The sequence below is a fragment of the Segniliparus rugosus ATCC BAA-974 genome, from assembly GCF_000185725.2.
GTDB classification, from domain to species: domain Bacteria; phylum Actinomycetota; class Actinomycetes; order Mycobacteriales; family Mycobacteriaceae; genus Segniliparus; species Segniliparus rugosus.
Window position 1 is genome coordinate 924769 of record NZ_KI391953.1, and the last position, 24730, is coordinate 949498.

The following is a 24730-nucleotide window of genomic DNA, read 5'->3' on the forward strand; positions in this document are numbered from 1 at the left end:
GATACCTAACTCGTCCACGTCCGGCATATGGGGGCACCTTGTACGACACGCGCGCGGCCCGCAGGTCTTTCGACATCGGCATTCTCTCTTTGGGCATCCCCATCGACGGCCAGGAGGCCCCGAGGGACCCCGCCCACGCCCGCAAGGCCTTCGAGCTGGCCACGCGGCAGGATCCGACGATGAGCGACGCGTGGCTCGGCCTCGCCGCCATGCTGGCCGAGGCGAAGGAGGTCGCCACCCCCGAGGTCGTCAACCGGCTGTACGAGAACGGGGACCACAACCTGTTCGCGGAGCACCGCCGCCTCGGCCTGCCGCCGCGCACGCTTGGCGGGCGGTTCTCCACGGGCCTCTACATCGACTACCCTCTCACGGACTGGAACGAGGTCCAGCTGGCGAAGGCCGCCCTCCTGATCCGGGAGCAGAGCTACGACGAGGCCGAGCGGCTGCTCAAAGATTTGCGCGAGCGCACGGGCGGCAAGCTCGCCATCGTGGACTACATGACCGGCTTCCTGTACTACGGCACGCAGCTGTGGCCGGACGTGCTGGTGGCGCTGCGCGAGTCCTCGGGCTGGACGGACCAGTTCCTCGCGTCCGGCGCGCACCTCATGGTCGGCTCCTCCTGCGCGCAGCTGGGTCTGTTCAGCCAAGCGGTGCAGCGGCTGGAGCAGGCCGAGGCGGGGGTGATCCCGGCGGCGCGGATCGCCGCGAAATACAGCCGGGGCCTGGTGCTGCGCGAGCAGGGCGAGGCCGAGAAGGCGCGCGCTATCTTCGAGGGGATCTACGCCGAGGCCCCGGAGTTCGAGGCGAACAAGCGGGCCATGCAGGAGCCGACCTTCCGGATCGTGACCACCAGCCCCGAGCGCATCGCGCTGCGCGCCAACCGGTGGGATCCCGCCTCCGCGCCGTCGGAGGAGGAGATCAAGAAGGAAGAGGAGGCGAAGGAGGAGGAGAAGCGCTCCGCCGAGAACGAGATCCTCCTCGCCGAGGCGCAGCAGGAGCTCGATCTGCAGATCGGCATGACCGGGGTCAAACAGCAGGTCGCGAGACTACAGGCCACCGTGCAGATGGCGCGGTTGCGCGCGGAGAAGGGGCTCGGCGGCGGCCAGGCGAAGAGCCAGCACCTCGCCTTCACCGGGCCTCCCGGCACGGGCAAGACCACCATCGCCCGCGTGGTCGCGAAGATCTATTGCGGCCTTGGCCTCTTGAAGACGGCGAACGTGCTCGAGACCAGCCGGAAAGACTTCGTCGGCGAGCACCTCGGCTCCACCGCGATCAAGACCACCGCCCTGATCGACCGCGCGATGGACGGCGTGCTGTTCATCGACGAGGCGTACACCCTGCTCCAAAGCGGCCTGTCCGGCGGCGACGCGTTCGGCAAGGAGGCCATCGACACCCTCCTGGCCCGGATGGAGAACGACCGCGACCGGCTCGTGGTGATCATCGCCGGGTACGACAACGAGATCGACCGCTTCCTCGCCGGGAACGAAGGTCTCGCCTCCCGGTTCGCCAAGCGCATCCGGTTCGACTCGTACACCCCCGAGGAACTGGGGAAGATCGCCGAGTTCCAGGCCAAGCGCCGGGACGCGATCATCACGCCCGACGCGATGCAGGAGTTCATCACGCAGACCCAGCGCCTGTACGACCAGACGAAGATCGCTTCGAGCGGCCAGGAGATGCGCTTGGTCGACCTCGCGGGCAACGGTCGTTTCGTCCGCAACGTCATCGAGGCCGCGGAGGAAGAGCGAGAATTCCGGCTCACCCAGGGCGACGTCGACCCGGCGGATCTGACCGAGACAGATCTGATGAGCATCACCGCCGAGGATCTGCGGGCCGCAGTGGTCAGCGTCATCTCCGCCAACCGGCTCTAGCTGGCCCCCTCGCGGCGATCTACGCCCGGCGCAGCTCGTACCAGCGCATAGTGCCTTGCGTCCGGAGCGGACCCCGCCGCCCGTCGCCCGCCCCGACGAGCGACCAGTCCGATCCCAAGGAGGCCAGCAGGTCGGTCTGGCTGATGCCGCGCACCGGCTTGCCTTGGCCGGGGAGGAAACCGACGATCAGGAGCGTGCAGCCGGGAGCGGCGAGCGCGGAGACTTCGCGGGCATAGCCCGCCCGGGTCTTGTCGTCCACGCCGTGTAGCAGGCCGAAGTCGACGATCAGGTCGAAGCCTGGCTGAAGACCGTTCTCGCGGAGTTTGGTGACATCCGCGTGGACGAAGTCGATGTCCGCTCCCGCCGAGGCGGCCTTTCGGCGGGCGAGCCTCAGCGCTTTCGGAGTGAAATCCACCCCGGTGACGCGCCAGCCGCGCCGCGCGAGGTAGATCGCCGCGTCCCCGGTCCCGCATCCCACGTCGAGTGCCCTGCCGGGGGCAAGGGCGGGACGCTCCCCGTCGCCATCGACCAGTTCGGCCAGCCGCTCCGGCAAGGGATGTCCGTCCCACGGCGTGAAGCCGAGGAGGTACATGGTCCGGAACAGCAGCTGACGGTAAGCCATATCACAAACTTAGTCGCAGGCGGAACCGGTTGTGGCCGCAGTCTGAGACTGCGGCCACAACCGGTTTGGTCGGGGGCGGGTTATTTGCTGCCGAAGTCGGCTCCGAGCGTGGTGCCGTAGGCGGCGTTGAATCCGCCGAGGGCTCCGCCTGCGGCCAGGCCGATGCCGCCGCCGAGGATGCCGCCGAGCGCTCCGCCGATGGTGCCGAGGCTGTTGCCAGCGGCGGAGCCGACGGCGGCGCCGTCTTGGGCTCCTTGGATCGCGCCGCTGATGGTGCCGCCGAGGGCGTTGACCGGGATGGAGACGATGCCGCCGAGGCCGATCTGAGTGCCAAGCGCTCCGCCGTTGACTCCAGCTGCGGCGGTGGATTTGATGGCGGCGTCGAGGCCGAAGGCGCTGGTGTTATTGGCAGGGCCGCCGAGGAGCGTGCCGCCCGCGCCGATCGGGGTTTCGTGCACGATGCCGTTGTAGACGCCGACCGCTGTGCCGACGGCGGTGACGCCGAGGCCGAGGCCGAGGCCGATGGCTCCGCCCGCGATGGCTCCGAGGGGTCCTGCGACCGCCGCGCCGGATTGGGCTCCTGCGATGGTGGTGCCGATGGTGGAGTAGAGGCCGCCGACCGCGCCGCCGATGGCCCCGCCGATGCCCGCCCCGACCACGCCGTAACCAGCATCGACGCCCAAGGTGTTGCCGAGGGTCTGGCCGATCTGGCCGCCGAGGACCTGGCCGTTCACCGTGGTGTGGACCGCCTGCCCGAGGCCGAACGGATCCGAACCGGTCGAGCCCGTGGAGCTCGCGTTCGCGGTCGAGCCGGTGCTCGGAGCGCTCGCGTTCGCGGTCGAGCCGCCGCCGGTGGCGCCTGCCGTGGCGGCGGTCGAAGCGGAGCCGACGCTCGTCGCGCCCGTGCTGGTGGTGCCCGCGCCGGTGTTAGTCGTGCCGACGCTGGTGGTGCCCGCGCCGGTGCTGGTCGTGCCGGTGCTCGCGTTGCTGGTGCCGGGGTTGGTGGTGCCGGTTGAGGTCGTGCTGGTGCCGGTGTTGGCGGTGGTGCCGGTGCTCGCGTTGCTGGTGCCGGTGCTCGCGTTGCTGGTGCCGGGGTTGGTGGTGCCGGTTGAGGTCGTGCCGGTGCTCGCGTTGCTGGTGCCGGGGTTGGTGGTGCCGGTTGAGGTCGTGCCGGTGCTCGCGTTGCTGGTGCCGGGGTTGGTGGTGCCGGTTGAGGTCGTGCTGGTGCCCGTGTTGGTCGTACCGGTGCTCGCGTTGCTGGTGCCCGTGTTGGTCGTGCCGGTCGAGGTCGTGCCGGTGCTGGTCGAACCGTTCGAAGCGGAGCTACTGGTGCCCGAGGTGGCTCCGCTCGTGCTGCCCCCTCCCGCCGCATTTTCAGCAGCGTTCACGCCGCCGCTGATGCTGCTGCCCGAGGAAGCGTTGGAGCCGCTTGACCCGCTGGTTCCAGTGGCGCCCGTGCCGACGCTGGTGGTTCCGGTGCTCGCGTTGGTCGTGCCGGTCGAGGTCGATCCTGTCGAAGTGGCGCCCGTCGAGGTGGAACCGGCGCCGGTGGTTCCGGTGCTCGTGCTGGTCGTGCCGGTGTTGGTCGAACCGGTGGTTCCGGTGCTCGTGCCTGAGGTGGAGCCGGAAGCCGAGCCGCCTGCCGCGCGCTCGGCGGCGCTCACGCCACCGCTCGAGGTGGAACCGCTAGAAGACGAGGACGTTCCTCCGCCGGAGCTAGCAGTCGAGCCGCCGTTGGAAGAGGAGCCTGAACCACTTGCGCTGGAGCCCGATCCGCCGGAGCTGCTGCCGCTTGAAGTCCCGCCGGAGCTGGAGCCCGAGCCGTTGGAGCCCGAGCCGCTGCCAGAAGACGATCCGCCGGAGCTGCTGCCGCTTGAAGTCCCGCCGGAGCTGGAGCCCGAGCCGCTGGAGCTGGAGCCCGATCCGCCGGAGCTGGAGCCCGAGCCGCTGGAGCTGGAGCCTGAACCGCTGCCAGAAGACGATCCGCCGGAGCTGCTGCCGCTTGAAGTCCCGCCCGAGCTGGAGCCCGAGCCGCTTGAGCTGGAGCCTGAGCCGCTGCCAGAACTCGATCCGCCGGAGCTGGAGCCCGAGCCGCCGGAGCTGGAGCCCGAGCCGCTGGAGCCTGACCCGCCGCCGCCTGCGGAGGAGCCGCTGTGCTCGTCGATGAGCCGGAACGAGCGTCCGTCCGCTCCTTGTTTGCTGCCGAAAGACGCGAACGCGGGAGCAGCAGGGGCGCGGAGCGCTCGTGCTCCGCCGGCTTCGGTCATCGAGGCGAGTCCGACGGTCAGGGCGGTGATCCCCGACAGGACACCCACAGCGCCGCCGACCGCGCCGGGGCGGTTCTTCATCGTCTTGAGCTTGAGCGGGGATGGAACGTCCAGTTTTTTGCGCGGAAGACGCATGAAGAAACTCCCAGGGGGTGTGCGAGGCGGTGTCGCCGGAGTCGTGGCGTGGCGGCGTTGACTGACGGCGCGAGGGTCTGAACCCCAGATCGAACATTCAGTCGGGCTGTCCGTTCGCTCAGCGGCTCGGCTCTATTCTCTCGACTTTTATTTACCCTTTGTTAAGTTGCATTCGCCGAATCGTTACATTCTCAGGAAGTGAGGGAGGCAACCCGGTCGCAAAACGAACCGCTGCTCGTCGCCGTACGGCGACGAGCAGCGGTTCGGGCGAAGCCTTTCCCGGCCGGAGGCGAGGAACTACTTCTTGAAGCTGAGTTGGAGTCCTTCGTCAATGGTCTTGATGTCGTCTGCGAGCTGAGCGCTTTGCTTGTCGGTGACGGTGATCTGGAGCTGCACGAGGTATTTGTCCTCGCCGGAGACAGCAATCACATAGCGGTTGAGCACGTGCAATTTCAGGTCGCCGACCGGTTGCTGGGGATCGGGCTGCTGGCCGCTCTGGCGCTGTTGCTCGTCCACCCGCGCTTTGGCCTCTTTCCGCTGCTGCTCGTCCTCGACGTAGGTGCCTTCGATCACGGCGGAGGGGAACTTGTCGAAGTCGTCGAGCGATTCGCGGATCTTCTGGAAGCCCTTCGCGGCGGAGATGTCCACGAAACCGCGCAGCACCGCCTGCTTCGGGTCGAAGTTCCCAGTGAGTTTGAGGATGCTGATGACGGCGTTCGGCCGGAACTGCTGGTCCGTGTCCCTCGCGTCTTCCAGGAGCAGGTAGAGGCTCGGGATGCCCTGGGACGCGGACCAGCGAGACGGGAGCCGGACGGAGACGCTGAGCGGGAAATCGTCCGCGGCGGTTTGCGGGGCCCTCGTCACGCTGTGGTTGTCCAGGTACTTGATGATGTCCATGTCGGACACGGGGGCTGCCTTCGGCGGCGGCGGAGCGGGCTTTGCGTCGTCCGAGCAGCTGGCGACGAGGGGCGCGAGGGCGAGGAGGGCGACGGCGGCGAAGCGAGGGACGGACACGGACACTCCTTGGAGGTTGAGGGGTTGGCTATTTTGTGTTGGGGGCTGGAAACGGTCGCAAGGCCGTGAAACGTTTCGGCTGAGCGGATGGCGGGTTGGCCTTTGGTGATCATAGGCCGAAAAGTTCGCCAAAAGAACCAGTTGTGGCCGCAGTCCCAGACCGCGGCCACAACTGGTTCTTTTTGGTGGGCTTATTTGCTGCCGAAGTCGGCTCCGAGTTTGGTGCCGTAGGCGGCGTTGAATCCGCCGAGGGCTCCGCCTGCGGCCAGGCCGATGCCGCCGCCGAGGATGCCGCCGAGCGCTCCGCCGATGGTGCCGAGGCTGTTGCCAGCGGCGGAGCCGACGGCGGCGCCGTCTTGGGCTCCTTGGATCGCGCCGTTGATGGCTCCGCCGAGGGCGTTGGCCGGGATGGAGACGATGCCGCCGAGGCCGATCTGAGTGCCGAGGGGGGTGCCGTTGACTCCAGCTGCGGCGGTGGATTTGATGGCGGCGTCGAGGCCGAAGGCGCTGGTGGTGCCGGCCGGGGAGCCGAGGATGGTGCCGGTGGCTCCGATCGGAGTCTTATTCACGATGCCGTTGTAGACTCCGACCGCTGTGCCGACGGCGGTGACGCCGAGGCCGAGGCCGAGGCCGATGGCTCCGCCCGCGATGGCTCCGAGGGGTCCTGCGACCGCCGCGCCGGATTGGGCTCCTGCGATGGTGGTGCCGATGGTGGAGTAGAGGCCGCCGACCGCGCCGCCGATGGCCCCGCCGATGCCCGCCCCGACCACGCCATAACTGGCGTTCAGGGTGTTGCCGAGGGTCTGGCCGATCTGGCCGCCGAGGACTTGGCCGTTCACCGTGGTGTGGACCGCCTGCCCGAGGCCGAACGGATCCGAACCGGTCGAGCCCGTGGAGCTCGCGTTTGCGGTCGAGCCGGTGCTCGGAGCGCTCGCGGTCGAGCCGCCGCCGGTGGCGCCTGCCGTGGCGGCGGTCGAAGCGGAGCCGACGCTCGTCGCGCCCGTGCTGGTGGTGCCCGCGCCGGTGCCGGTGCCGGTGCTGGTGCTGGTGCTGGTCGTGCCGGTGCTGTTGGTGCCCGTGCCCGTGCCCGTGCTGGTCGTACCGGTGCTCGCGTTGCTGGTGCCGGGGTTGGTGGTGCCGGTTGAGGTCGTGCCGGTGCTCGCGTTGCTGGTGCCGGGGTTGGTGGTGCCGGTTGAGGTCGTGCCGGTGCTCGCGTTGCTGGTGCCGGTGCTGGTCGTGCCGGTGTTGGCGGTGGTGCCAGTGCTCGCGTTGGTCGTACCGGTGCTCGCGTTGGTCGTGCCGGTGCCGGTGCCGGTGCCGGTGGAAGCCGAGCCGGTGCCACCTGCCGCGCGCTCGGCGGCGCTGACACCACCGCTCGTGCTGCCCAAGGAGGAGCTAGAGCCGCTGGTGCCTGTGCCGGTCGTGCCGGTCGTGCCGGTGCCGGTCGTGCCGGTCGTGCCGGTAGAGGCGGTGCCCGTGCCGGTGGTGCCGGTAGAGGCGGTGCCTGTGCCGGTGGTGCCGGTAGAGGCGGTGCCTGCGTTGGTCGCGCCGGTGCCGCCGGTGCTCGCGCTAGAGGTGGACCCGCTGCTGGTGCCACCTGCCGCGCGCTCGGCGGCGCTCACGCCACCGCCAGAGGTGGAACCGCTGGAAGACGAGGACGACCCGGAGCCGGAGCCGCCGGAGCCGGAGCTGGAGCCGCCGTTGGAGGACGACCCGGAGCCGGAGCCGCTGCCGGAGCTGGAGCCGCCGTTGGAGGACGACCCGGAGCTGGACCCGCTGCCGGAGCTGGACCCGCCGGAGCTGGACCCGCCGGAGCTGGACCCGCCGGAGCTGGACCCGCCGCCCGAGCTAGAGCCGCCGGAGCTAGAGCCACCCGAGCTGGACCCGCCGCCCGAGCTAGAGCCACCGGAGCTAGAGCCACCCGAGCTGGACCCGCCGGAGCTAGAGCCACCGGAGCTAGAGCCGCCGGAGCTGGACCCGCCGCCCGAGCTAGAGCCGCCGGAGTGGCTGGTGCCGCCACCGGAGGAGCCGCCGCCGCTGTGCTCGTCGATGAGCCGGAAGGAGCGCTGGTCTGTGCCTTTGTCGCCCCCGAAGACGGGAAGGGCGGCGTTGGAAGGCAGAACCGTGTTGGTGTGGAAGGCTTGCGCGCCGCCGGTCTCGGTGATCGAGGCGAGGCCGACGGCCAGGGCGGTGATCCCAGACAGAATGCCGACGGTGCCGCCGATGAGGCCGGTGCGGTTTTTCGCGGCAGTGAGCGCGGACGCGGAGTTTTCGCGCGAAACAGACATAGAGATACTCCCAGAATTTCGTGATGAGAGGCGGGTTTCCAGCCGCCTTGAGCATGGTGCGGTGACGTTGATTCAGCAGTGCCGGGGCGAAAAGCCCTGGTATGGGGTGTTCAGACGGATGTATCGGTGGTCCGCGCGATACAGCGTTCGTGCGGGCAAACAGCTGCGTCTGCGCAGAGCATCAGGGGCACCACGGCTCCTCGGGGAATCTAGTATTCGGAAAAGCGAACGTATTGAGTAAGCAAAGGGTTCAGAGTCGCGATCTTCGATGGCCGCGCTCCAACGGTCTGAAATATTACAGTTTCTTAACGAGGCCCACAACGATGTAACGCTGAACTCTCACGGTATTCATTCAGTCTTCTCCGTGAAGCACGGGTGAACGCAAGTTGGCGACCCATGCCCGTGCGTCCTCGTCCGACTGCGGCGCGACCCCGATCGGGCGCCCCGGCGTGCCGCCGAAAGACTCACATGACCAGGATCCGAGGTAGAAAACCTCGATCGCATGCTGCCGGAGCGACTTCAGCGCCTCGGCGACGGCGGGGTCGTCCAAATGGCCGACGAAGTCGAGGAAGAACCAATAAGGTTCAGGTTGATTGCGGGTCGGACGAGACTCGATACGGATGAGGTCCAGATCGCGCAGCGCGAGGTGGTTCATCGCGTTCGCGAGCGAGCCGGGGGCGTGGGCAAGGCGCAGCGCCACGGCGGTCCGATCCGACCCGGTGCGGGGGAACGGGCCCTGGGGTGTGCCCACCAAGACGAATCGGGTCTTGGCCCCGGCGTGGTCGGCCACCCCGTCCTGTGCCTCGCGCAGCTGTAGGCGACGGGCCATGATCGGCGTTGTGACGGCGGCGTCCGCGCGGCCTTCGGCGGCGTCCAGCGCCGCCGCGGAGTTCGAACTCGCCGGGACGATGACGGCGTTCGGCCAGCGGGCCCCGAGCCAGGAGCGCACTTGCGCGGCTGCCACCGGGTACGCGGCGACCGTGGCGACCTTGTCGGGGTCGACGTCCGGGGCAAGGATCACGGAGAAGCTCACAGAGAGCTGGGTTTCGGCGAGTATCTGCACCGGGGAGCCCGCCACGAGCCCGTCGAGGGTGGGCGCGACCGAACCGTCCGCCGTGCTCTCGATGGGGACGCAGCCGTAGCGCGCCGTACCCTGCCGCACGGCTTCGATCACATCCTGCGGGCTGCCGAGGGAGAGGGGGTCGGCCCCTGGGGCGAGCCCTCGTTCCACGAAATCCAGCAGGGCCGCCTCGGTGAACGTTCCGGACGGGCCGAAATACGCGGTCCTCATGCTCGGCCTTGCTCTCGCGCCGAGGCGTCTTCGTCGGCGAATTGCGCTCGTTTATAGTCGCCGAACGGCTCGTCGCGCTCGCGGACGGCCTCGCGGAACCCCGCCGTCATCGCGCGCAACTGGAAGGCATAGCCCTCGCGGGTGTGCCGGGAGACGCCGTCGAAGACGGTGGAGATCATGCCCGAGTTCGCCGTGCCCTGGGCGAGCAGGGCGCTGTTGAGCGCGAGTTTGACCATCATGAGCTGGTTGATCGGCATTTGGGCGATCCGCCCCACCAGCTCCTCGGTCCGCTCGTCCAGCTGGTCCGGCTCGGGGGCCTCGACCGCGAGCCCCCATTCCTCGGCCCGCTTGCCGCTGATGCAGTCGCCGGTCAAGAGCAGGCGTTTGGCGCGCTGGTCGCCGAGCCGATGCGCCCACATGCCCGCAGCGGGAACGCCCCAGACCCGCGTCGGCGGGTAGCCGATCTTCGTGTCGGCGGCGCAGATGATCTGATCCGCGTACAGGGCGATGTCGGTGCCGCCCGCGACGCAGAAGCCGTGCAGTTTGGCGACTGTTGGCTTGTTCGCGTGCAACAGGCTCGCGAAGCCCCGGTTGAACCGGCTCATCATCGCGTAGTCGAGCATCGGATCCCACGTGCCCCACGGGTTGTGGTTGACCGCCTGGGCGGCCGGGTCCAGCGCGGTCCCGGTCCGGTCCACGCCCGCCGCGGCTCCCTCGTTGCCTTTCTCCGCGAAGAGGTCGAGGTCGTAGCCGCCGCAGAAGCCCTTGCCCCTGCCGGAGACGAGGATGACGTGGACGGCGGGGTCGAGGTCTGCGCGCTCCACGGCGTGGGCGAGTTCCACCGGGGTGTCCGGGGTGATGGCGTTGCCCCGCTCGGGGCGGTTGAACACGATCCGGGCGATCCGCCCGGTCCTCTCGTAGGTGAGCGTCCGGTATTCGACGTCCTCGCCGGGCGCGGGGCGACCGGCGAACGGAGAGTCGGGCCCCTCGGTCCAACCTTCCCGCCATGCCGCCGGTCGTTGGCCGCTGTGCGTCGCGTCGTCCATGCTCGCGATCCTATCAGTCCAGCTTGGAGCGGTAAGGTACCCGCTATGGGCCAGACCGAGGACGCGGAGAGACCCCCGATAAAACCGTTATTGGTCGAGGTGGGGGTGGTCTTGCTGGTCACATTCGGGGCCAGCGCGCTCACCTCCGTCCTCGACTTGGCGGATATGAGCCTGACGGCGGGCGGCGTCGGCGCGCACCGGGTGACGCTCAACGCCCCTGCCTTGCGCGTCGCGGCCCTCGACGTCGGTCGGGGCCTGGTGTACGCGGCGCATCTCGCCGCCTTCGCCGGGCTGGCGGCCGTGCTGCTCGCCAAGGACCGGCGCGGAAACGGGGAGGGCGGCATCCTCGGACGGCTCGGACTGTCCTGGACCGGCGCGCGGCAGGCGGCGCGCGATCTCGGGTCGGGGATGTGCCTCGCCGCGCTCATCGGCGTGCCCGGCCTCGCGCTCTACCTGGCCGCGCATCAGCTCGGCCTCGCGCCGGCGGTCGCGCCGGCGCAAGGCTACCCGTGGTGGCGTGCGCCGGAACTCGTCCTGCTCGCCTTCGCCAACGGGCTCGCCGAAGAAGTGGTGGTGGTGGGCTATCTCATCACGCGGCTGCGCCAGCTCGGGGTTTCGTCGAGGCTCGCGCTCTGCGCGAGCGCGCTCTTACGCGGCTGCTACCACCTCTACCAGGGGCTGCCCGCAGGAGCGGGCAACGTGGCCATGGGGCTCGTCTTCGGCTTGGTCTGGTTGCGCTGGCGGCGGCTGGCCCCGCTCGTCGCGGCGCACGCTCTCATCGACTCGGTCGCGTTCGTCGGCTACCCGCTGCTGCACGGCCACGTCTCGTGGCTGCCGTGAGCCTTCCGGGGTTTAGCGGCCGGGGAAGATGCGCAGGAACTTGAGCAGCGGAGGCAGGAGGGCGCGCAGCAGTTTGACAGGGAACCAGCGCTCGCCGGAGAGGCTGATGAACCGCTCCGTGACCAGCCCTTGGGTCTCGGTGTACTTCAGCAGGCCTTCGGCTCCGTTGCGCCGACCGGCCCCGGACTCGCGCGTGCCGCCGCACGGGGCCTCGTGCGAGGCCCACGCGGCGAAGCCCTCGTTGACGTTCACCGAGCCCGCGTAGATCTGGCTGCCGATCTCCTGGCCTTCGCGCCAGGTGCCCGCCCAGACGCTGGCGTTGAGGCCGTAGCGGGTGTCGTTGGCCCGCTCGATGGCCTCGTCCACCGTCTTGACCGGGTAGAGGCTCACGACCGGGCCGAACGTCTCCTCCTTGTAGAGGGTCATGTCCTCGGTCACGCCCGAAAGGATGGTCGGCTCGTAGAAGCACGGGCCGAGGTCGGGCCGCGCCTTGCCGCCGAAGAGCACCTTCGCGCCTTTGCTGACCGCGTCGGTGACGTGGTTGTCCACAGTCTTGACCTGGCTCTCGGAGATGAGCGAGCCCATGTCGATGTCGGCTTCGTAGCCAGGGGCGAGGCGCATCGCCCTGGTCTGGGCGACGAACTCGTTCGCGAACTGCTCGAACACCTGCTGCTGCACGTAGATCCGCTCGATGGAGATGCAGAGCTGCCCGGAGTTCGAGAAGCAGGCGCGGGTGGCTCCGAGCGCGGCGCGGCGGATGTTCGCCGTCGCGGTGACGATCATGGGGTTCTTGCCGCCGAGCTCACCGGAGAAGCCGACCAGCCTGCGGCCGCACAGCTCGGCCAAGGTCTTGCCGGTGGCGGTGGAGCCGGTGAACATGAGGTAGTCGACGTTCTCGGCGAGCAGGTTGCCCACCACCTGCCCGGAGCCGGGCAGGGTCTGGAGCACGTCGCGGGGCAGGCCCGCCTCGTAGAGCAGCTCGGCGAGGGCGAGCGTGGAGAACGGGGTCTGGCTGTCCGGCTTCATGATCACGGCGTTGCCCGCGAGCCAGGCGGGGTTCGCGTCCTGCACGGACAGCGCCATCGGGTAGTTCCACGGCGAGATCACGCCCACCACGCCCTTGGGCAGGTGCCGGACCCGCGCGTCCACCAGGATCGGGAAGGCGGGTTGCACGCGCTTGTCCTTGAGGATCTTCGGGCCGTTCGCCGAGTACCAGCCCGCCGCCGTGGCGACGAACAACAGCTCCTCGACCGCACTGGGGCGCGCTTTGCCCGTTTCCGCCTGGACGATGTCGGCCAGCTCGTCGATCCGCTGGAACACGAGCGTCTGGAACCGGCGCAGGATCGCCGCGCGGGATTGCAGCGAAGTCTTCGCCCACTCCTTCTGCGCCGCGCGGGCGCGGGCCAGGGCGGCCTCGACGTCCTCCTCGGTCCCGATCGGAACCTGGGCCAGCTCTTTGCCGGTAAACACTTCGACGATGGAGCGCGAGGACCGTTCGGAGGGCTTGTCGATGGCGACCAACTGGCCAAGGCGGGCGAAAGTGGAGGCGGGAGGCACGGGCATAACGCGATTCTAGTCTTTAGTGGGCCAGCGCACAAGGGCGGTCCACGCGTTGCGAGGAGGCGGGAAACCCCTGCCAGGGAGCCGTCGCCAGGCGCCGCGTCGGTTTCCGCGCGTCTCGCGCGGAAACCTTTTCCCTGTGCTTAGCTAAGGCGCATGGCATTTTCCGGGCGTTTCGGCAACCTCAGCGACACGATGTTCCGACTTAAGCCGCCGGTCGACATCATGGTGCCGCACGCAGGGGACGGCGCGACGCTCAAGCGCACCCTGTCGATCTGGCAGCTCGCGGCCATCGGTGTCGCCTGCACGGTCGGAACCGGTATTTTCGTGACGTTCTCCCAGGTGGTGCCCGCTGCGGGGCCGGGCGTGCTGATCTCCTTCGTGATCGCGGGCGTCACGGCGGGGCTCACCGCCCTCTGCTACGCGGAGGTCTCCTCCAAAATCCCGTCCGCGGGGTCGAGCTACAGCTACACGTACGCCAGCCTCGGCGAAATCGCCGCCTACCTGGTCGGCTGGTGCCTGCTCTTGGAGTATTCCGTCTCCACCGCCGCGGTGGCTTCGGGATGGAGCGGCTATTTGAACGACCTTTTGGCCAACGTCGTCCATATCGATATCCCGGACTGGGCTGCCTTCGCCACCCACGCCGTCTACCGGACGGTCGGCGAGGGCGAGAACGCCCAGCAGGTGTACGACCACATCGCGTACGGCGTGAACTTCCCCGCCGTGCTGCTCGTCTTCCTGTGCGCGCTGCTGCTGATCAAGGGCACTTCCGAGTCCGCTCGGACCAACGCCATCATGACCACGATCAAGCTCGCCGTCCTCGCGTTCTTCGCGTTCGTCGCCTTCTTCGGCTTCCGCGCCTCGAACCTGCACCCCTTCGCCCCGCACGGCGTCAGCGGGATCGGCACGGCGGCGGGCCTCGTCTTCTTCAGCTACATCGGCATGGACGCGGTCTCCACGGCGGCGGAGGAAGTGGAGAATCCGCGCAAAGCGCTGCCGAAGGCGCTGCTTTTGGCGCTGGTGATCGTCACGGGCATTTATCTGCTGGTCGCGCTCGCAGCGGTCGGGGCGCGGCCCTCGGGCGCGTTCACAAAGAACGAAACGGCTCCGCTCGCCGCGATCCTGCGCGAGGTCACCGGCTGGACCTGGACCTCGTCCCTGCTCTCCGCCGCCGCTGTGATCTCTATTTTCTCGGTCACCCTCGTGACCCTCTACGGCCAAACCCGAGTGCTGCACTCGATGTCGAGCGACGGGCTCGTGCCGAAGGTGTTCTCCAGGGTGAGCCCGAGGACGAGGACGCCGATCGGCGGCACAGTCGTCGTCGCCCTCTTCGTCGCGGTGCTCACCGGCCTGGTGCCCCTCGACATCCTTGCGGACTTCGTGAGCCTTGGGACGTTGGTCGCGTTCGCGGTCGTCTCCGCGACCGTCGTCATTCTGCGCCGACGCGGGCAGGGCGAGCCGGACAGCTTCCAGGTCCCGTTCTATCCCGTGCTGCCGTTCGCCTCCATCGGCGCGTGCCTCTATTTGATGTACACGTTGGCGGATTCCCCGCACGGCTGGCTGACCTACAGCATGTTCGGCGTCTGGATGACGATCGCCGTCGTCGTGTATTTCGCCTACGCCAGGCATCACGCGGTGCTCGCTGAGCAAGAATCCGCGTCAGCGACATAGGCTTCATGATCTTCCTATAGGATGAGCCGAATGCTCCCCTGCGACGATGTGGACGCCCTGCTGAAGGATATCGGCGAGTTCATCGCCTACTTCAGCATGGCCGCTCGAGGCGCTGGCGCCCCTGCGGTCGACTGGACCGGAGGGGTCGGGTTCACCAGCGGCGACGTCAAACTCACGCTGGTCACCGGAGACACGGTCGACGAAGTGTGGACCGAGGAAGGATCGGACGAGATCGCCCGGAGTTTCTCCGCTTTCCCGCTCGCGGGGAAATGCGTCTGGTTCGACTTGCTTAGCGGCATGCTCGACGAGGAAGACGGCTACGAGCATTACCAGCAGTGGATCCACCGTCCGCCGTCTTCGGACGTCGGAATATCCAACGACAAGACGGGGCCCAACAACAAAAGGGTCCAGCAGCTTTACGTCAAAAGCGCTCCGTACATCACGTACCCGATCGATCCGGACGACCAGGACACGAATGCCGAGGTCGCGCACATCATGGCCGCGAGCTACAAAGAGATCTGGGAAACGGTCGCCCGGAAATTCACCGAAGAGCAGCTGCAGGCCTTCGGCCCGTTGCCGAAAATAATCGAGCACCGGCATGCCGGGGATGAGAAAGCCAAAAAGGACAAAGACAAAAAAGAGGAGTCCGAACCGCTCGGCCACCCGGACTCCGCAGCGCTCATGCGCGACCTCGGCGAGTTCCTCGGCTCCATGGGGGCCGTGCTCTCCGCCGCGCAGCAGCGCGGCGGAGGCTCCGGGTTCGTCCGCGCCGGCGTCGGCCCGGTGGGCACGGTGGTGTTCAACAGCCCCAGCATCCCCGAATTGCTCCGAGTCCACGAGAAGAGCCTGCTTCTGCTGCGCAAGGTGAACAATGAGCTGCTGCCGGGCCCTGCGTTCTCCGGGTTCGACGTCGCGGGCAAATACTGCCTCGTCCACTACGGCGACCGGCTGCGCGCCAGCCTGGAGCAGCCGAGCGTGCTCGACGGCTGGTACGCGAAAGGCCAGCACCCGCAGACGACGGTCGAGGAATCGGGCCCGCACGCGGTGCGGGTCGCCGACAAGAAAGACCCGGACCGCCACGCCGTGGTCCACCCGCTCGAGGCGACGTTGATGAGCCAGCTCCTGCACGCGGACTACAAAGAGCTGCTCGACTGCCTCCTCGACGGGCTGCCGGAGCCCAAGCAGGGCGCGGACCCCATCGTCACCCCGTGGGGAGAGGTCTGATGCCGAGGCGAGCGATCCTGCGCTTTTAGCGCAGCGAGCTCACCCGTTCGGCGAGCTGGTCCTCGTTCAAGAGGTCGCCGAATTTCACCATGTCCACATCGCCGTTCGAGGAGACGAAGGCGAACGCGGGCTGCCACGTCACGCCGAACCTCGCCCAGATCTCGCCGCTGGTGTCGTTGATCTGCGGGAAGCCGAGGCCGTACTTGTTCGCGAAATCCTTCATCGCGCCAGGATCGCTGCGCGAGGCCACGCCGACGAACGGCACGCCCGGATGCTCCGAGGCCACCTTCCCGACGAACGAGCCCTCCTGGTTGCAGAAGGGGCACCACGGCGTCCAGAACCAGAACACGGCTGGCTTGCCCGCGTAGCTCGCCCCGTCGATGTTCTTCCCGTCCAGCGTGGTGCCGGTGAATTGGAGCTGATCGGGGGTGTCGGCGCGGGCCAGGCCGGGCCCGGCGGCGAAACCGGCGACGATCACGACTGCGGCGATGAGGGGCCGGATCCACCGTGCGATTGGGAGACTGGGGGTACGTCGCATGGCAACCTCCTGGAGAGGGCCGTCGTCATTGACGGCCGCGCTCATTCATCGTATCGCAGAATAGATCACGCGCAATGCTTTACGGCAATCAAATTGCAGGTTCGGCCCGCGCCTAGTATGCTGTCCTGGCTCACGTCGTAGACGTGGCAGATGGCGGGCGTAGCTCAGTTGGTAGAGCACCTGATTGTGGTTCAGGTGGTCGCGGGTTCAAGTCCCGTCGTTCGCCCCAAAGGGGATGCCGCCGGAAACATGCTCTCACCTGCTGCGGCGGTCATCCGGCTTTCCTCTCGCCGGAGGCCGGGCGGGGCCGCGTGAGGGGCTCGTTGTCACGGAATGTCACAACCTTCCCGTAACTCTCCGCAACCCTCTCGGCCGCGCCCTCGGTGGTGTGGGTGTAGATCTTCATCGTCACGTACGGGTTGGCGTGGCCGAGCCATGCGGTGATGTCGGCCGTTTTGACGCCGTGCATGTGCATGTTGGTCGCGCAGGTGTGCCGGGCGTCGTGGAGCCGGATGATCTTCTTGACGCCCGCCTTGGTCTGGCGTTGCCGGAATTTCCGGGTGAGGGTGTCGGGGAGGTAGGGGTTGCCGCGCTCGTCGCAGGCGACCCAGCCGCCGTCGTTGTAGCCCTCGCCGTGCGCGAGCTTCTCGGCGGCCTGCCGCGCTTTGGCGGCTTTGAGCTGCGCGAGCAGTTCAGGGGTGGCGCGGCACCTGGAGGTCGAAGCGGTACCCGGCGAGCGTGGACTCCTTCAATCCGTGCATCCCGTTCAGGAAGTCGTCGCAGGCCTGCTCGAAGGTCAGCTCGTTCTTGTGGACGTAGATGCCTTGGGCGACCTTGCTCTGCGTGTCGGCGAGGTGCTGGCGGGCGTCCTTCTCGTTCGTGAAGCGCCGTTTGGACTGGGACCTGCGCCCGGTGCGCGGGTTGACTCCGGTCTCGACGGTGACCTCGTAGCGGGTCTCGTCTTTGCTGGTCTTGCGGTTCTTGACGGTGGTCTTCTTGATCTGCGGGGGCAGTTGTTGCCGCGCCATCGCGTTCCTCTCTTTCGGTTCGTCCGACCGCCGTTCGCCCTGGTCCGCCTTGGTCCGGGGCGTTGTCGTCAGGTGGTCGGGCTCGAACCGTAACCGAACAATAGTTCGACTTCAAGGCGTGGGCGCGCTTGTGGAGGGCGGCGTTGAAAATGCCTGGCCGGAACCTCGCCGCCGTGCCTTGACTCTGCTCGCGAGCTGGGGTTATGGTCTGGCGCATGGGCGAGACGAACCGGTACTTGACCGGCGAGGTGCGGGCGCATATGGCGCGGCTGCGGTTGGGGCGCCGGGATTTGGCGGACGCGCTGGGGTGAGCCTTCGCCCGGCGTCGGATCTGGTCAACGACCGCCGCTCGTGGGATTTGGACGAGGTGGAGGCGGTGTCGGTCTGGCTCGGGGTGGGCGAGCGGGACCTGCTGCCGAAGGAGACGGGAGGGGGCGAGGGCCGCGGCTCGGGGCGGCGAGGCGTTCCGGCGGGCTAGGCCCCCTCCTTCGCGCGCAGGGCGGCGTGGCGTTTGCCGCGTTTTGCGCGGTGGTCGTCAGAGAGCCAGCGGGCGAGGTCGCCGAGGGGGATGCGGAGCCGTTTGGCGATGTCGGGGAGGGGCTGGTTGCGGTGGACGGCCAGGCGTGCGGCGAGGGCTTGGAGCTGGCCGGGGTCGCGGTGGAGCTCGCGAAGGCTTAGTTGGACCCAGCGCTCGACCGTGCCCGTGTGGGCGCCGGTCTGTTTGGCGGCTTGCGCTCGGGAGAGCCCGTCCTCTAGGACCAGGCGGACGGCCTCGCGATGGACGTGCTCGGGGTGGCCTCTGCGCGTGGGCGGGATGCTGTGCAGGGCGCGGTGCTCTTTGGCCCAGAGCCCGACGCTGGTTTCGGAAGCCCCGACCCGCTCTGCCGCTCGGGCGCAGGTGAGGCCGTTCTCTAGGACCAGGCGGACGGCCTCGCGCCGGGCGTGCTCGGGGTGGCGGGCTTTCGCCGGGGGCAGGCCATGGGTTTTCCGGTGCTCGTTGGCCCAGTGCGCGACGGTCTGGGTGGGCACGCCGACTTCGCGGGCGGCCTGGGCGCTGCTGCGCCCGTGCTCGAAGACGAGCCGGAGGGCTTCGCGGCGGACGTGTTCGGGGTGGCCTTGCTCGGGCGGGGGCAGGCATTGGGCTTTGCGGTGCTCGTTGGCCCAGTGGCTGACGATCCCCGCTTTGATCCCGAGGGCTTTCGCGGCGTCTGCGGGGGCGAGCCCGTCGTGGACGACCAGGCGCAGCGCGGCCTGTTTGACCTCCGGAGAGTGGCGGCGCACGGCGGGCGCGATGCCGTGCGCCGTGCGGTGGTCGTGCCACCAGGCCCGCACGGTCTGCGTGTTCACGCCGATCTCGCGCGCGGCGGCTTCGGCGGTGAGGCCTTGTCTGCCGATGAGGAACAACGCGCGCGCCCGGACGTGCGGCGGGTGCTGCTTCGGCATGCTCGGGGAGTGTAGCTGTCCTCGTGGCCGGAATCCGGGCTCACGCCTCGCCCGGCCCGACTTGCCCCGAGCGGTTCCGGGGCGGGTGCTCCGGCCCAAGGCGGCTTGTGCGCACGAACCGCCAAGGGGGTTTGCGGCCAGGCGAGGCGCGGTTTACGATCACACTGCCAGGACGAGACGCATGGGAGAGAGCCGCGATGGGAGAGCCAGACAAGGACGGCGGGCTGCGCGCGCAGTCCGAGCGTGCGCGTGCGGACTTCCAAACGGCGGCCGACGACGTGCTCGCGCTGCTCGAACAGGCCCGCGAGCACGCAGGGCTTCTCGCGGCGCATGAGGGCGAGCCCGCCCCGCTACGGCGCGCGGAAGACGGGCGGGCATGAGCGGGCCGGGGGCGAGCGAGCCTTTAGAGCCGCACGACGCGGCTGCTGTGTTCGAGAAGTTGAAGGAGGCTGAGGCCGAGGGGCGTTCTGGCGACGGCAAGCTCGTCGTGTGGGCGAGGGTTGCGGACTGCCAGGTCACGCGGGTCCAGCTGGTGGAGGGGGCGTGGGCGTTCTATCAGACGCTACGCGATCAGAGCGGGCAGCTGATAGGGCGCGAGGCGTTGCGCGCGGCGACGTTGGAGGCGATCCACAAGGCCGAGTCGGCGGCGCTGGACAAAAAGCACGCGAGCCTGACCAAGCCCGAGAAGAGGCCCGACGCGGCTGCGGCGTTCGAGCGAGCGGCCGAGGCCGGGGAGATCGACTGGGACCACTCCTTCATCGACTTCCAGCGCGACTACTACTCGCGCCTGCCGAAACCCCCCACAGAGGCCGAGCGGCGCGAGCGCGACGAGAAGGCCGGGTTCGGGCGCGAGCACCACATGCCGGTGGAGACCGATCCGGCGAAGATCCTCGCCACGCCCGTGGGCAAGAAGGTCGGGCCGATCAGCGAGCGCGCGATGGCGTGGCGCGCGGAGCAGTCCCGCCGTCTGGGCGAGTTCTCGAAGGGCGCGACGGTCGCGGCGGGCGACCACGACACGAGCCCGACCGTCGCCGTGCAGATCGCCCTCGGCGGCATTGTGGCGCTCGACGTGGCGGGTAACGCGCTGGCCTCGTGCACGGCGAAGCAGTACGAGGACCGGGTCGTCAAAGCCGCCCGCAAAGCGCACGAGGAACTCCGCGCCGCGCTGGCCCTCGACGTGCCCGAGGAGTTCGGCTGGGCGCAAGGCCCGATCTGTTGACCGCGGGGCTGAGCGTCGAGCGGCCCACAGCGCGGCGGTATAGAATCGACGGCGTGATCACGCGGCAGGGCGTAGAACGCGTGGTCTCGCGGAACGGAGGACACCGATGACGGGCCACACGAACGTGAACACCGAGCTGATCAACGTCGGCAAGGCGATGATCCACAGCGGGATCGAGCAGTACAACAACGCGGTCGCCGACATGGCCGCCGCGCTGGACGACTTCTACAACGCCGCCGGGGACGACGGAATCGACGGCGGTTTGAAGACCCGCGCCGACAAAGGCGCGACCGCCACCAGCGAGCAAGCGGGCTCTACCCAGCTCGGCGCGTCCAACGACGCGGCGACCGCCGAAGAGTCCGCGAAAACCTACCAGCAGGTCGAAGAGCAATCCCACAAGTCCATCGACCAAATCCAAGGCGAAATCCCCCTCGCCAGCATCCCCGCGACAAGCACCAACGCCGCGCCTGTTCTCGAAGGAGACGGGAAGTGACCCTGGGCGACAAGAAGAACCAAGGAGCGAACAACATGGCCCCGAGCAGCACACGAGCGGTGATCGCCGCAACAGCGATGGCCGCGCTCGCCCTCGCCGGATGTGACCGAGGCTCCGGCAGCGGCGGAACCACCACCATCATCCAACAACCCGCCACCACTAGCTCCAGCGCTTCGACCAGTCCCGCGAAACCCGTAGTGGTGCCCCTCTCGGACCCCAAAGAACTCTGTCGCGAAGTCCGTCGCAAGACAAGAGACCTCCAAAATGCTTTTGATAGCTACTGGAAGCTGGTCCAAGGTGTTTCTTTCGACCCAAGTGATCCAAAAGTAGAAGCTGCGGTAAAAAGGGTTGAGGATGCGCAAGGGAAAGATATTCCGCTGATAGAGGGGATAGTGGCACCTAATGCGCCGTCAAATGTTGGCGATCCCGTAAAAGAGTATATACAGGCATCGAAAGACTTTTCGGACTCAATTACTGGAAATGGAACAAAAGAGGAATTGAACTCTTCTGCCAGCCATTTTGGAAATGCTAGAGATGCTTTAGAAACCGCCTGCAAGATTTCATAGTACGTAAGTTAGAGCTAGGAGGCGGTATGGCGGATCAGGATTTTCCGGTGCCGGAGTTGTGGCCGTATGTGCAGCCGGTGTGGCCGAAGGCGGACGCGACGGGTATGCGCGCGGCTTACGAAAGGTACAAGGCTGCTTGGGCGAAGGGCAAAGAGGGCGCGGCCCTTGTCGGGAGCGGGTACGGGCAGCTTGGGGGTGGTTATTGGGCCGACCCGAGCAAACCGGCATCGGACACGTACGACGCGGTCATTGAACGGCGTGACGGGTTCAACAAGGACATCTCGGATTTCGAGAGCATCGCGGAAGCGAACGACCAAGTCATGTCCGCAGCTCCCGACAACACCGACCACGCGAAAGACCAGATCAGCGCGCTCGCGCACGTCGCAGCGGCGCAGATCCAGCAGAACCAGCTCCTCTCGACCAGCATCTACGGGAGCGGCGCGCTCTTGCCGGTCATGAACCAGCAGGTCTTCGATCAGCTCGCGTCCGGCGCGAAACAGAAACAACAAGATTACGCTGGGAAGAACCAAGCCTTACCGCAGGTCCCTCAGTACGAAATCCGAAACAAGGTCGACTACAGCCAAGGCATAGGCGGCTCTGATAGCGGAGTCAATTATCAGCAAGGAACGGGTGGGCCAGCACGCACTAATCTGCAGCAGGCCACGGCTGGCCCGCAGAGAGGGGAAACGCAGCAAGGAACGGGTGGGCCAGCACGCACTAATCTGCAGCAGGCCACGGCTGGCCCGCAGAGAGCGGAAACGCAGCAAGGAACTAGTGGAATTGCTCCTGCCTCTTCCACAAGTAACCTGCCAACGGGTAGCAGCCAGAGTCAAGGGTTGGCTAGCGGGAAGAGCGGCAGTGTGGGCGTTCCTGCTGGTGGCGCGTCCACTGGCTTACAGTCTGCTGCGGGGGCTTTGGCTGAGCACGCGGCGCCTGCGGCTGCGCCGCAGGCGGCCCCGGCTTCTAGTGGTGGGGGTGTGGGGGCTTCTCCGTCGATCGGTGGTCTTGGCGGTGGCCCGGCTGGTGGTGGGGCTGGGCAGGCTCCTCGGATCGGCGGTATCGGCGGCGGTTCTGGTGGGGAGGCTCCTCGGACGGGGGCGCAGGGCGCGGGTGCGGTGGAGAAGTCGTCTGGTTCTTCTTCGTCGTCTGGTTCTGGCGAGTCGCGGGGCTCTGGTTTGAGCCGTGGCGGTTCGGCTGGGGCTGGGGCTGTGGGGGGCGAGACGAGGACGCAGTCGGCTTCGGCGGTTGGGGTGCGTGAGGCGATGCGTGGGGACATGGCGGCGGGGGCTGGGGCGCATGCTGATCGGGCGGCGGCGAATGCGCAGGTGCTGGGGACGGGCGTGGTGTCGGGTTTGCATGGGCCGTCGTTGAGTGCTTTGACGACGCGGACGCAGGCGGCTGCGTCCGCGTGGGAGGCGTTGCCGGATCGTTTGTCGGCGCGTTCTCCGGTGTTGGGGGAGCAGGACGCGCAGGTGCTGGTCGGCGGGGGGACGTTGTCGGGGGCGGCGCGCAAGGGCTTGGACGAGAAGACGTACGTGTTCCGGCGGTTGCCGTTGCCTGATCTCGCGTACTCGGGGGCTTCGTTCTTGTTGCTGGTGTCGGAGGATTATTCGGTGGCGCCGAACCCGGACGTGGGGGTGTTCCGGCCGGTTGCGTCGGAGGTGACGAGCACGGAGGCGAACGGGTTGTTGCGTCCGGGGTTCGAGGTGCCTGACGGGGTGCGGGTTTTGGACCGTTCCGCGGCGTCGGTGGCGTCGGACGCGGAGGCGGACGCGGGGAAGCTGGCCTTGTATTTGGTGAAGTGGCGGTTGGAGTCGTACGAGGCGCACGCGACGAGTTGGCGGCCAGTGGCGGTGGGGTTCCTCGCGGATCCGGGGGAGACCGCCGTGCTGGGTTTGGCGCAGCTGGGGGTGGAGGCTTATTGGCCGGGCCGGGGCGGCTACACGCTTGAGAGCGCGGACGCGGAGGACGCGCTCGTGTCCGGTGTCGATAGGGTGGGGGCTGCGGGGTCTCGGGCCGAGCGCGAGGAGCAGGCCGCGTTCGACGCGAGGGGCGAGAAGTTCGGGGTGCCTGCCGGGGCTCGACCGGACGAGCCGTTCGGCGGGGAGGGCTTGAAGGGGAAAGACCTCGCGTCGTACGAGCATTACAGGCGGGAGCTGGGGCGCTCGCCCACTGCGAAGGAGTACGTGGAGGACCGTTTGGCGCGGCGGCGCAACGCGGACGGCACCGTGGACGAGAGCCTGAGCTTCTAGCCGGGCGGGGAGGAGAGCGATATGGCGCATCCGTTGCGCGCGATGGACCCGGAGCTGGCGGAGCGGGCTGCGGGTGTGGCGCGGGACCGTTACCGCGAGGTGGGGTACGCGCTGTTGAGGCCGCAGCTGGCGAGCAGCAACTTCTCGACGGACGACGACAGGGTCTTCTCCACGCTCTACGGTTTGGCGAACAACAATCAGGAGCCGGACGCGGAGCTGGTCGGCGCCGCGTGGGCGGCGGTCGAGGCCGAGGAGCGCGACGCGGCTGCTATGCGGGCGGCGCACGCGGGCTGGGTGAAGGTGGAGGGCTGGGAGCCTGCGGCGAGCGAGGTGGCCGCCTCCGCGCGGCGGGCAGCGTTGCTACGGGCGTTCGCGAGCCTGTACACGGCGGAGCACGAGGACCGGTTGCTGGACGTGGTGCTTTTGCTGCGCAACTCGGGCGCGGGCGCGGAAGAGGTCTCCGGGCTGCTCGCGGGCAAAGGCGCGTGAGAGATGGCGGCCGGGGACGCGCGCGAGGCCCGTTTGGAGCACGCAGCCCTGGCGCAGGTCCGTGTTGAGGACTTCCTCGGCTCGGTCGCGGATGTGGTGGCGGAGATCCGCGCGCGGGCGTGCGCGCACGAGCTGATCGGTTTCGAGTTCGCGTTGTCGAACATGGGCTGTGAGTATTGCCGGGTGAACGGCCACAAGTGCCGCGAGCCGCGCGAGGGCTGGATCCCCGCGCACCGGGAGATGCTGGCGATCCGCGACGAGCGGGATTTCGGCGCGCACCCGCTCGTGCGGACCGTGCGCCGCGCCTTGGAGGGCTGTTGGGACCGTCTCGCGCTCGCGGCCTGGGTCCACGCCGAAGAGGCCGTCAGCGAGGCCGGGCGCTACATGGCCGCAGTCCGGGAGTGGGCTGGGAGCGAGGAGGCGTGGACTGCGTTTGGGGAGGCCGCGTGGTTCTGCCGCGAGGAGACTCCCGAGCAGATCGGGCTGCCTGTGTGGGGCGGGCCGGGGCCGTGGCCCGAATCGAGTGGTGTGTGGCGCGAGCCTGGTCCTGAGGAGGACCCGGAGGGCAAGCGCTACCTGTTCAACGACTACCACGCGCGCCTCGCGCTCGTCGACGTCGGGGAGCCGGGCGCGACCAGGGGCATGCGCGAGCGCGTGCATGAAGTCTTCAAGATCGCGCGGTGCTGGCAGGTTGAGCACACCGGCCTGCCCTTGGGGTGCTGTGCGGAGCTAGTGGAGTCTTGGTACCAGTACTTGAACTGGATGCTGCTCTCCTTCGAGTACGCCATGGGCGGGTTCGCCCCGTGGTTGCTCGACCAGATCGAGGAGCACCGGCACAGCAGGATCTGGCTCACAGACGCGCCCGGCGGATAAGTT

The 24730-nt window shown here is 68.2% G+C and carries 25 protein-coding genes and 1 tRNA gene; 15 read left to right on the top strand and 11 right to left on the bottom strand.

Features of this window, described 5'->3' with window-relative positions; all coding sequences use genetic code 11:
• The first annotated feature begins 38 nt into the window (after positions 1 to 38).
• Positions 39 to 1868 (top strand): type VII secretion AAA-ATPase EccA, encoded by a 1830-nt coding sequence (gene eccA, locus HMPREF9336_RS04520; RefSeq protein WP_007469446.1) that lies wholly within the window; start codon positions 39 to 41, stop codon positions 1866 to 1868.
• Positions 1869 to 1887: 19 nt separating this feature from the next.
• On the opposite strand, the gene HMPREF9336_RS04525 is transcribed toward eccA, so the two are convergent.
• Positions 1888 to 2490: a class I SAM-dependent methyltransferase gene (locus tag HMPREF9336_RS04525; protein ID WP_007469448.1), complete on the bottom strand. Its 603-nt coding sequence runs from the start codon at positions 2488 to 2490 to the stop codon at positions 1888 to 1890.
• Between the two features lie 80 nt (positions 2491 to 2570).
• On the bottom strand, positions 2571 to 3224 hold the full coding sequence (locus tag HMPREF9336_RS17380) for a hypothetical protein (RefSeq protein WP_007469450.1): 654 nt from the start codon (positions 3222 to 3224) through the stop codon (positions 2571 to 2573).
• Here HMPREF9336_RS17380 and HMPREF9336_RS17385 point away from each other — a divergent pair.
• Positions 3178 to 4953, top strand: a complete 1776-nt coding sequence (locus tag HMPREF9336_RS17385; protein ID WP_156920291.1) for a hypothetical protein — start codon at positions 3178 to 3180, stop codon at positions 4951 to 4953. The two genes, HMPREF9336_RS17380 and HMPREF9336_RS17385, sit on opposite strands and share 47 nt — an antisense overlap.
• A 236-nt stretch (positions 4954 to 5189) precedes the next feature.
• Here the strand turns inward: HMPREF9336_RS17385 and HMPREF9336_RS04540 are convergent, their stop codons facing one another.
• Both HMPREF9336_RS04540 and HMPREF9336_RS17390 read right to left on the bottom strand, forming a co-directional pair.
• Complete coding sequence (locus HMPREF9336_RS04540) at positions 5190 to 5906, bottom strand: LpqN/LpqT family lipoprotein (RefSeq protein ID WP_007469455.1); 717 nt, start codon at positions 5904 to 5906, stop codon at positions 5190 to 5192.
• Between the two features lie 191 nt (positions 5907 to 6097).
• On the bottom strand, positions 6098 to 6745 hold the full coding sequence (locus HMPREF9336_RS17390; protein WP_021030102.1) for a hypothetical protein: 648 nt from the start codon (positions 6743 to 6745) through the stop codon (positions 6098 to 6100).
• A gap of 52 nt (positions 6746 to 6797) precedes the next feature.
• Between HMPREF9336_RS17390 and HMPREF9336_RS17395 the strand changes: the two genes are divergently transcribed.
• The gene (locus HMPREF9336_RS17395; protein WP_156920292.1) at positions 6798 to 8435 is read left to right on the top strand and encodes a hypothetical protein; all 1638 of its coding nucleotides are present in this window, start codon (positions 6798 to 6800) and stop codon (positions 8433 to 8435) included.
• A 111-nt stretch (positions 8436 to 8546) separates the two neighbouring features.
• Here the strand turns inward: HMPREF9336_RS17395 and pheA are convergent, their stop codons facing one another.
• Positions 8547 to 9485 (bottom strand): prephenate dehydratase, encoded by a 939-nt coding sequence (gene pheA, locus HMPREF9336_RS04555; protein ID WP_021030104.1) that lies wholly within the window; start codon positions 9483 to 9485, stop codon positions 8547 to 8549.
• Positions 9482 to 10531, bottom strand: a complete 1050-nt coding sequence (locus HMPREF9336_RS04560; RefSeq protein WP_007469463.1) for a crotonase/enoyl-CoA hydratase family protein — start codon at positions 10529 to 10531, stop codon at positions 9482 to 9484. The genes pheA and HMPREF9336_RS04560 overlap by 4 nt, the downstream gene beginning before the upstream one ends.
• A 45-nt stretch (positions 10532 to 10576) precedes the next feature.
• Here HMPREF9336_RS04560 and HMPREF9336_RS04565 point away from each other — a divergent pair, with 45 nt between their 5' ends.
• Positions 10577 to 11371 (top strand): CPBP family intramembrane glutamic endopeptidase, encoded by a 795-nt coding sequence (locus HMPREF9336_RS04565; protein WP_007469465.1) that lies wholly within the window; start codon positions 10577 to 10579, stop codon positions 11369 to 11371.
• 12 nt (positions 11372 to 11383) lie between these two features.
• On the opposite strand, the gene HMPREF9336_RS04570 is transcribed toward HMPREF9336_RS04565, so the two are convergent.
• The gene (locus HMPREF9336_RS04570) at positions 11384 to 12934 is read right to left on the bottom strand and encodes a succinic semialdehyde dehydrogenase (protein WP_007469467.1); all 1551 of its coding nucleotides are present in this window, start codon (positions 12932 to 12934) and stop codon (positions 11384 to 11386) included.
• A 153-nt stretch (positions 12935 to 13087) separates the two neighbouring features.
• On the opposite strand from HMPREF9336_RS04570, the gene HMPREF9336_RS04575 reads away from it, so the two are divergent.
• Positions 13088 to 14602 carry an APC family permease gene (locus HMPREF9336_RS04575; RefSeq protein ID WP_007469469.1) on the top strand — a complete coding sequence of 505 codons (1515 nt, stop codon included), beginning with the start codon at positions 13088 to 13090 and terminating at the stop codon, positions 14600 to 14602.
• A gap of 30 nt (positions 14603 to 14632) precedes the next feature.
• A complete protein-coding gene (locus tag HMPREF9336_RS04580; protein WP_021030105.1) occupies positions 14633 to 15826 on the top strand; it encodes a hypothetical protein in 1194 nt (397 codons plus the stop codon).
• A 25-nt stretch (positions 15827 to 15851) separates the two neighbouring features.
• Here HMPREF9336_RS04580 and HMPREF9336_RS04585 read toward each other — a convergent pair whose 3' ends face one another.
• Positions 15852 to 16364 (bottom strand): redoxin family protein, encoded by a 513-nt coding sequence (locus tag HMPREF9336_RS04585; RefSeq protein WP_007469473.1) that lies wholly within the window; start codon positions 16362 to 16364, stop codon positions 15852 to 15854.
• Positions 16365 to 16517: 153 nt separating this feature from the next.
• Between HMPREF9336_RS04585 and HMPREF9336_RS04590 the strand changes: the two genes are divergently transcribed.
• Positions 16518 to 16593 (top strand) — tRNA-His (locus tag HMPREF9336_RS04590).
• 42 nt (positions 16594 to 16635) lie between these two features.
• Here the strand turns inward: HMPREF9336_RS04590 and HMPREF9336_RS17805 are convergent.
• Positions 16636 to 17055, bottom strand: a complete 420-nt coding sequence (locus HMPREF9336_RS17805) for a tyrosine-type recombinase/integrase (protein WP_084206616.1) — start codon at positions 17053 to 17055, stop codon at positions 16636 to 16638.
• Position 17056: 1 nt separating this feature from the next.
• Positions 17057 to 17392, bottom strand: coding sequence for an Arm DNA-binding domain-containing protein (locus HMPREF9336_RS04600; protein WP_007469477.1), 336 nt, complete (start codon positions 17390 to 17392; stop codon positions 17057 to 17059).
• 307 nt (positions 17393 to 17699) lie between these two features.
• Between HMPREF9336_RS04600 and HMPREF9336_RS18315 the strand changes: the two genes are divergently transcribed.
• A complete protein-coding gene (locus HMPREF9336_RS18315) occupies positions 17700 to 17870 on the top strand; it encodes a hypothetical protein (RefSeq protein ID WP_021030107.1) in 171 nt (56 codons plus the stop codon).
• On the opposite strand, the gene HMPREF9336_RS04610 is transcribed toward HMPREF9336_RS18315, so the two are convergent.
• Positions 17867 to 18835 (bottom strand): hypothetical protein, encoded by a 969-nt coding sequence (locus HMPREF9336_RS04610; protein ID WP_007469480.1) that lies wholly within the window; start codon positions 18833 to 18835, stop codon positions 17867 to 17869. The two genes, HMPREF9336_RS18315 and HMPREF9336_RS04610, sit on opposite strands and share 4 nt — an antisense overlap.
• 197 nt (positions 18836 to 19032) lie before the next feature.
• Here HMPREF9336_RS04610 and HMPREF9336_RS04615 point away from each other — a divergent pair, with 197 nt between their 5' ends.
• The 7 genes from HMPREF9336_RS04615 (at position 19033) to HMPREF9336_RS04645 (ending at position 24727) form a co-directional block, all read left to right on the top strand.
• Positions 19033 to 19215 (top strand): hypothetical protein, encoded by a 183-nt coding sequence (locus tag HMPREF9336_RS04615; protein WP_007469482.1) that lies wholly within the window; start codon positions 19033 to 19035, stop codon positions 19213 to 19215.
• A complete protein-coding gene (locus HMPREF9336_RS04620; protein WP_021030108.1) occupies positions 19212 to 20054 on the top strand; it encodes a hypothetical protein in 843 nt (280 codons plus the stop codon). Before HMPREF9336_RS04615 ends, HMPREF9336_RS04620 begins: the two co-directional genes overlap by 4 nt.
• 106 nt (positions 20055 to 20160) lie before the next feature.
• Complete coding sequence (locus HMPREF9336_RS04625; RefSeq protein ID WP_007469487.1) at positions 20161 to 20547, top strand: hypothetical protein; 387 nt, start codon at positions 20161 to 20163, stop codon at positions 20545 to 20547.
• Positions 20544 to 21113, top strand: coding sequence for a hypothetical protein (locus HMPREF9336_RS18320; RefSeq protein ID WP_156920293.1), 570 nt, complete (start codon positions 20544 to 20546; stop codon positions 21111 to 21113). Before HMPREF9336_RS04625 ends, HMPREF9336_RS18320 begins: the two co-directional genes overlap by 4 nt.
• Positions 21114 to 22387: 1274 nt before the next feature.
• Entirely contained in the window at positions 22388 to 23365 is a 978-nt protein-coding gene (locus HMPREF9336_RS04635; RefSeq protein WP_211235440.1) for a hypothetical protein, read from the top strand.
• Positions 23366 to 23386: 21 nt separating this feature from the next.
• The gene (locus HMPREF9336_RS04640) at positions 23387 to 23854 is read left to right on the top strand and encodes a hypothetical protein (protein WP_007469493.1); all 468 of its coding nucleotides are present in this window, start codon (positions 23387 to 23389) and stop codon (positions 23852 to 23854) included.
• 3 nt (positions 23855 to 23857) lie between these two features.
• Entirely contained in the window at positions 23858 to 24727 is an 870-nt protein-coding gene (locus tag HMPREF9336_RS04645; protein ID WP_007469495.1) for a hypothetical protein, read from the top strand.
• The last annotated feature ends 3 nt before the right edge of the window (positions 24728 to 24730 follow it).

Excerpts from the sequence above, each read along its gene's own strand:
- HMPREF9336_RS04585 (WP_007469473.1), bottom strand. The coding sequence starts at position 16,364 with ATGCGACGTACCCCCAGTCTCCCAATCGCACGGTGGATCCGGCCCCTC.
- HMPREF9336_RS04615 (WP_007469482.1), top strand. The coding sequence starts at position 19,033 with ATGGGAGAGCCAGACAAGGACGGCGGGCTGCGCGCGCAGTCCGAGCGT.
- HMPREF9336_RS04610 (WP_007469480.1), bottom strand. The coding sequence starts at position 18,835 with ATGCCGAAGCAGCACCCGCCGCACGTCCGGGCGCGCGCGTTGTTCCTC.
- HMPREF9336_RS04645 (WP_007469495.1), top strand. The coding sequence starts at position 23,858 with ATGGCGGCCGGGGACGCGCGCGAGGCCCGTTTGGAGCACGCAGCCCTG.
- HMPREF9336_RS04565 (WP_007469465.1), top strand. The coding sequence starts at position 10,577 with ATGGGCCAGACCGAGGACGCGGAGAGACCCCCGATAAAACCGTTATTG.
- HMPREF9336_RS04575 (WP_007469469.1), top strand. The coding sequence starts at position 13,088 with ATGGCATTTTCCGGGCGTTTCGGCAACCTCAGCGACACGATGTTCCGA.
- HMPREF9336_RS04600 (WP_007469477.1), bottom strand. The coding sequence starts at position 17,392 with ATGGCGCGGCAACAACTGCCCCCGCAGATCAAGAAGACCACCGTCAAG.
- HMPREF9336_RS04560 (WP_007469463.1), bottom strand. The coding sequence starts at position 10,531 with ATGGACGACGCGACGCACAGCGGCCAACGACCGGCGGCATGGCGGGAA.
- HMPREF9336_RS04580 (WP_021030105.1), top strand. The coding sequence starts at position 14,633 with ATGCTCCCCTGCGACGATGTGGACGCCCTGCTGAAGGATATCGGCGAG.
- HMPREF9336_RS04525 (WP_007469448.1), bottom strand. The coding sequence starts at position 2,490 with ATGGCTTACCGTCAGCTGCTGTTCCGGACCATGTACCTCCTCGGCTTC.
- HMPREF9336_RS04635 (WP_211235440.1), top strand. The coding sequence starts at position 22,388 with ATGGCGGCGGGGGCTGGGGCGCATGCTGATCGGGCGGCGGCGAATGCG.
- HMPREF9336_RS04620 (WP_021030108.1), top strand. The coding sequence starts at position 19,212 with ATGAGCGGGCCGGGGGCGAGCGAGCCTTTAGAGCCGCACGACGCGGCT.
- HMPREF9336_RS04625 (WP_007469487.1), top strand. The coding sequence starts at position 20,161 with ATGACGGGCCACACGAACGTGAACACCGAGCTGATCAACGTCGGCAAG.
- pheA (WP_021030104.1), bottom strand. The coding sequence starts at position 9,485 with ATGAGGACCGCGTATTTCGGCCCGTCCGGAACGTTCACCGAGGCGGCC.
- HMPREF9336_RS04570 (WP_007469467.1), bottom strand. The coding sequence starts at position 12,934 with ATGCCCGTGCCTCCCGCCTCCACTTTCGCCCGCCTTGGCCAGTTGGTC.
- HMPREF9336_RS04640 (WP_007469493.1), top strand. The coding sequence starts at position 23,387 with ATGGCGCATCCGTTGCGCGCGATGGACCCGGAGCTGGCGGAGCGGGCT.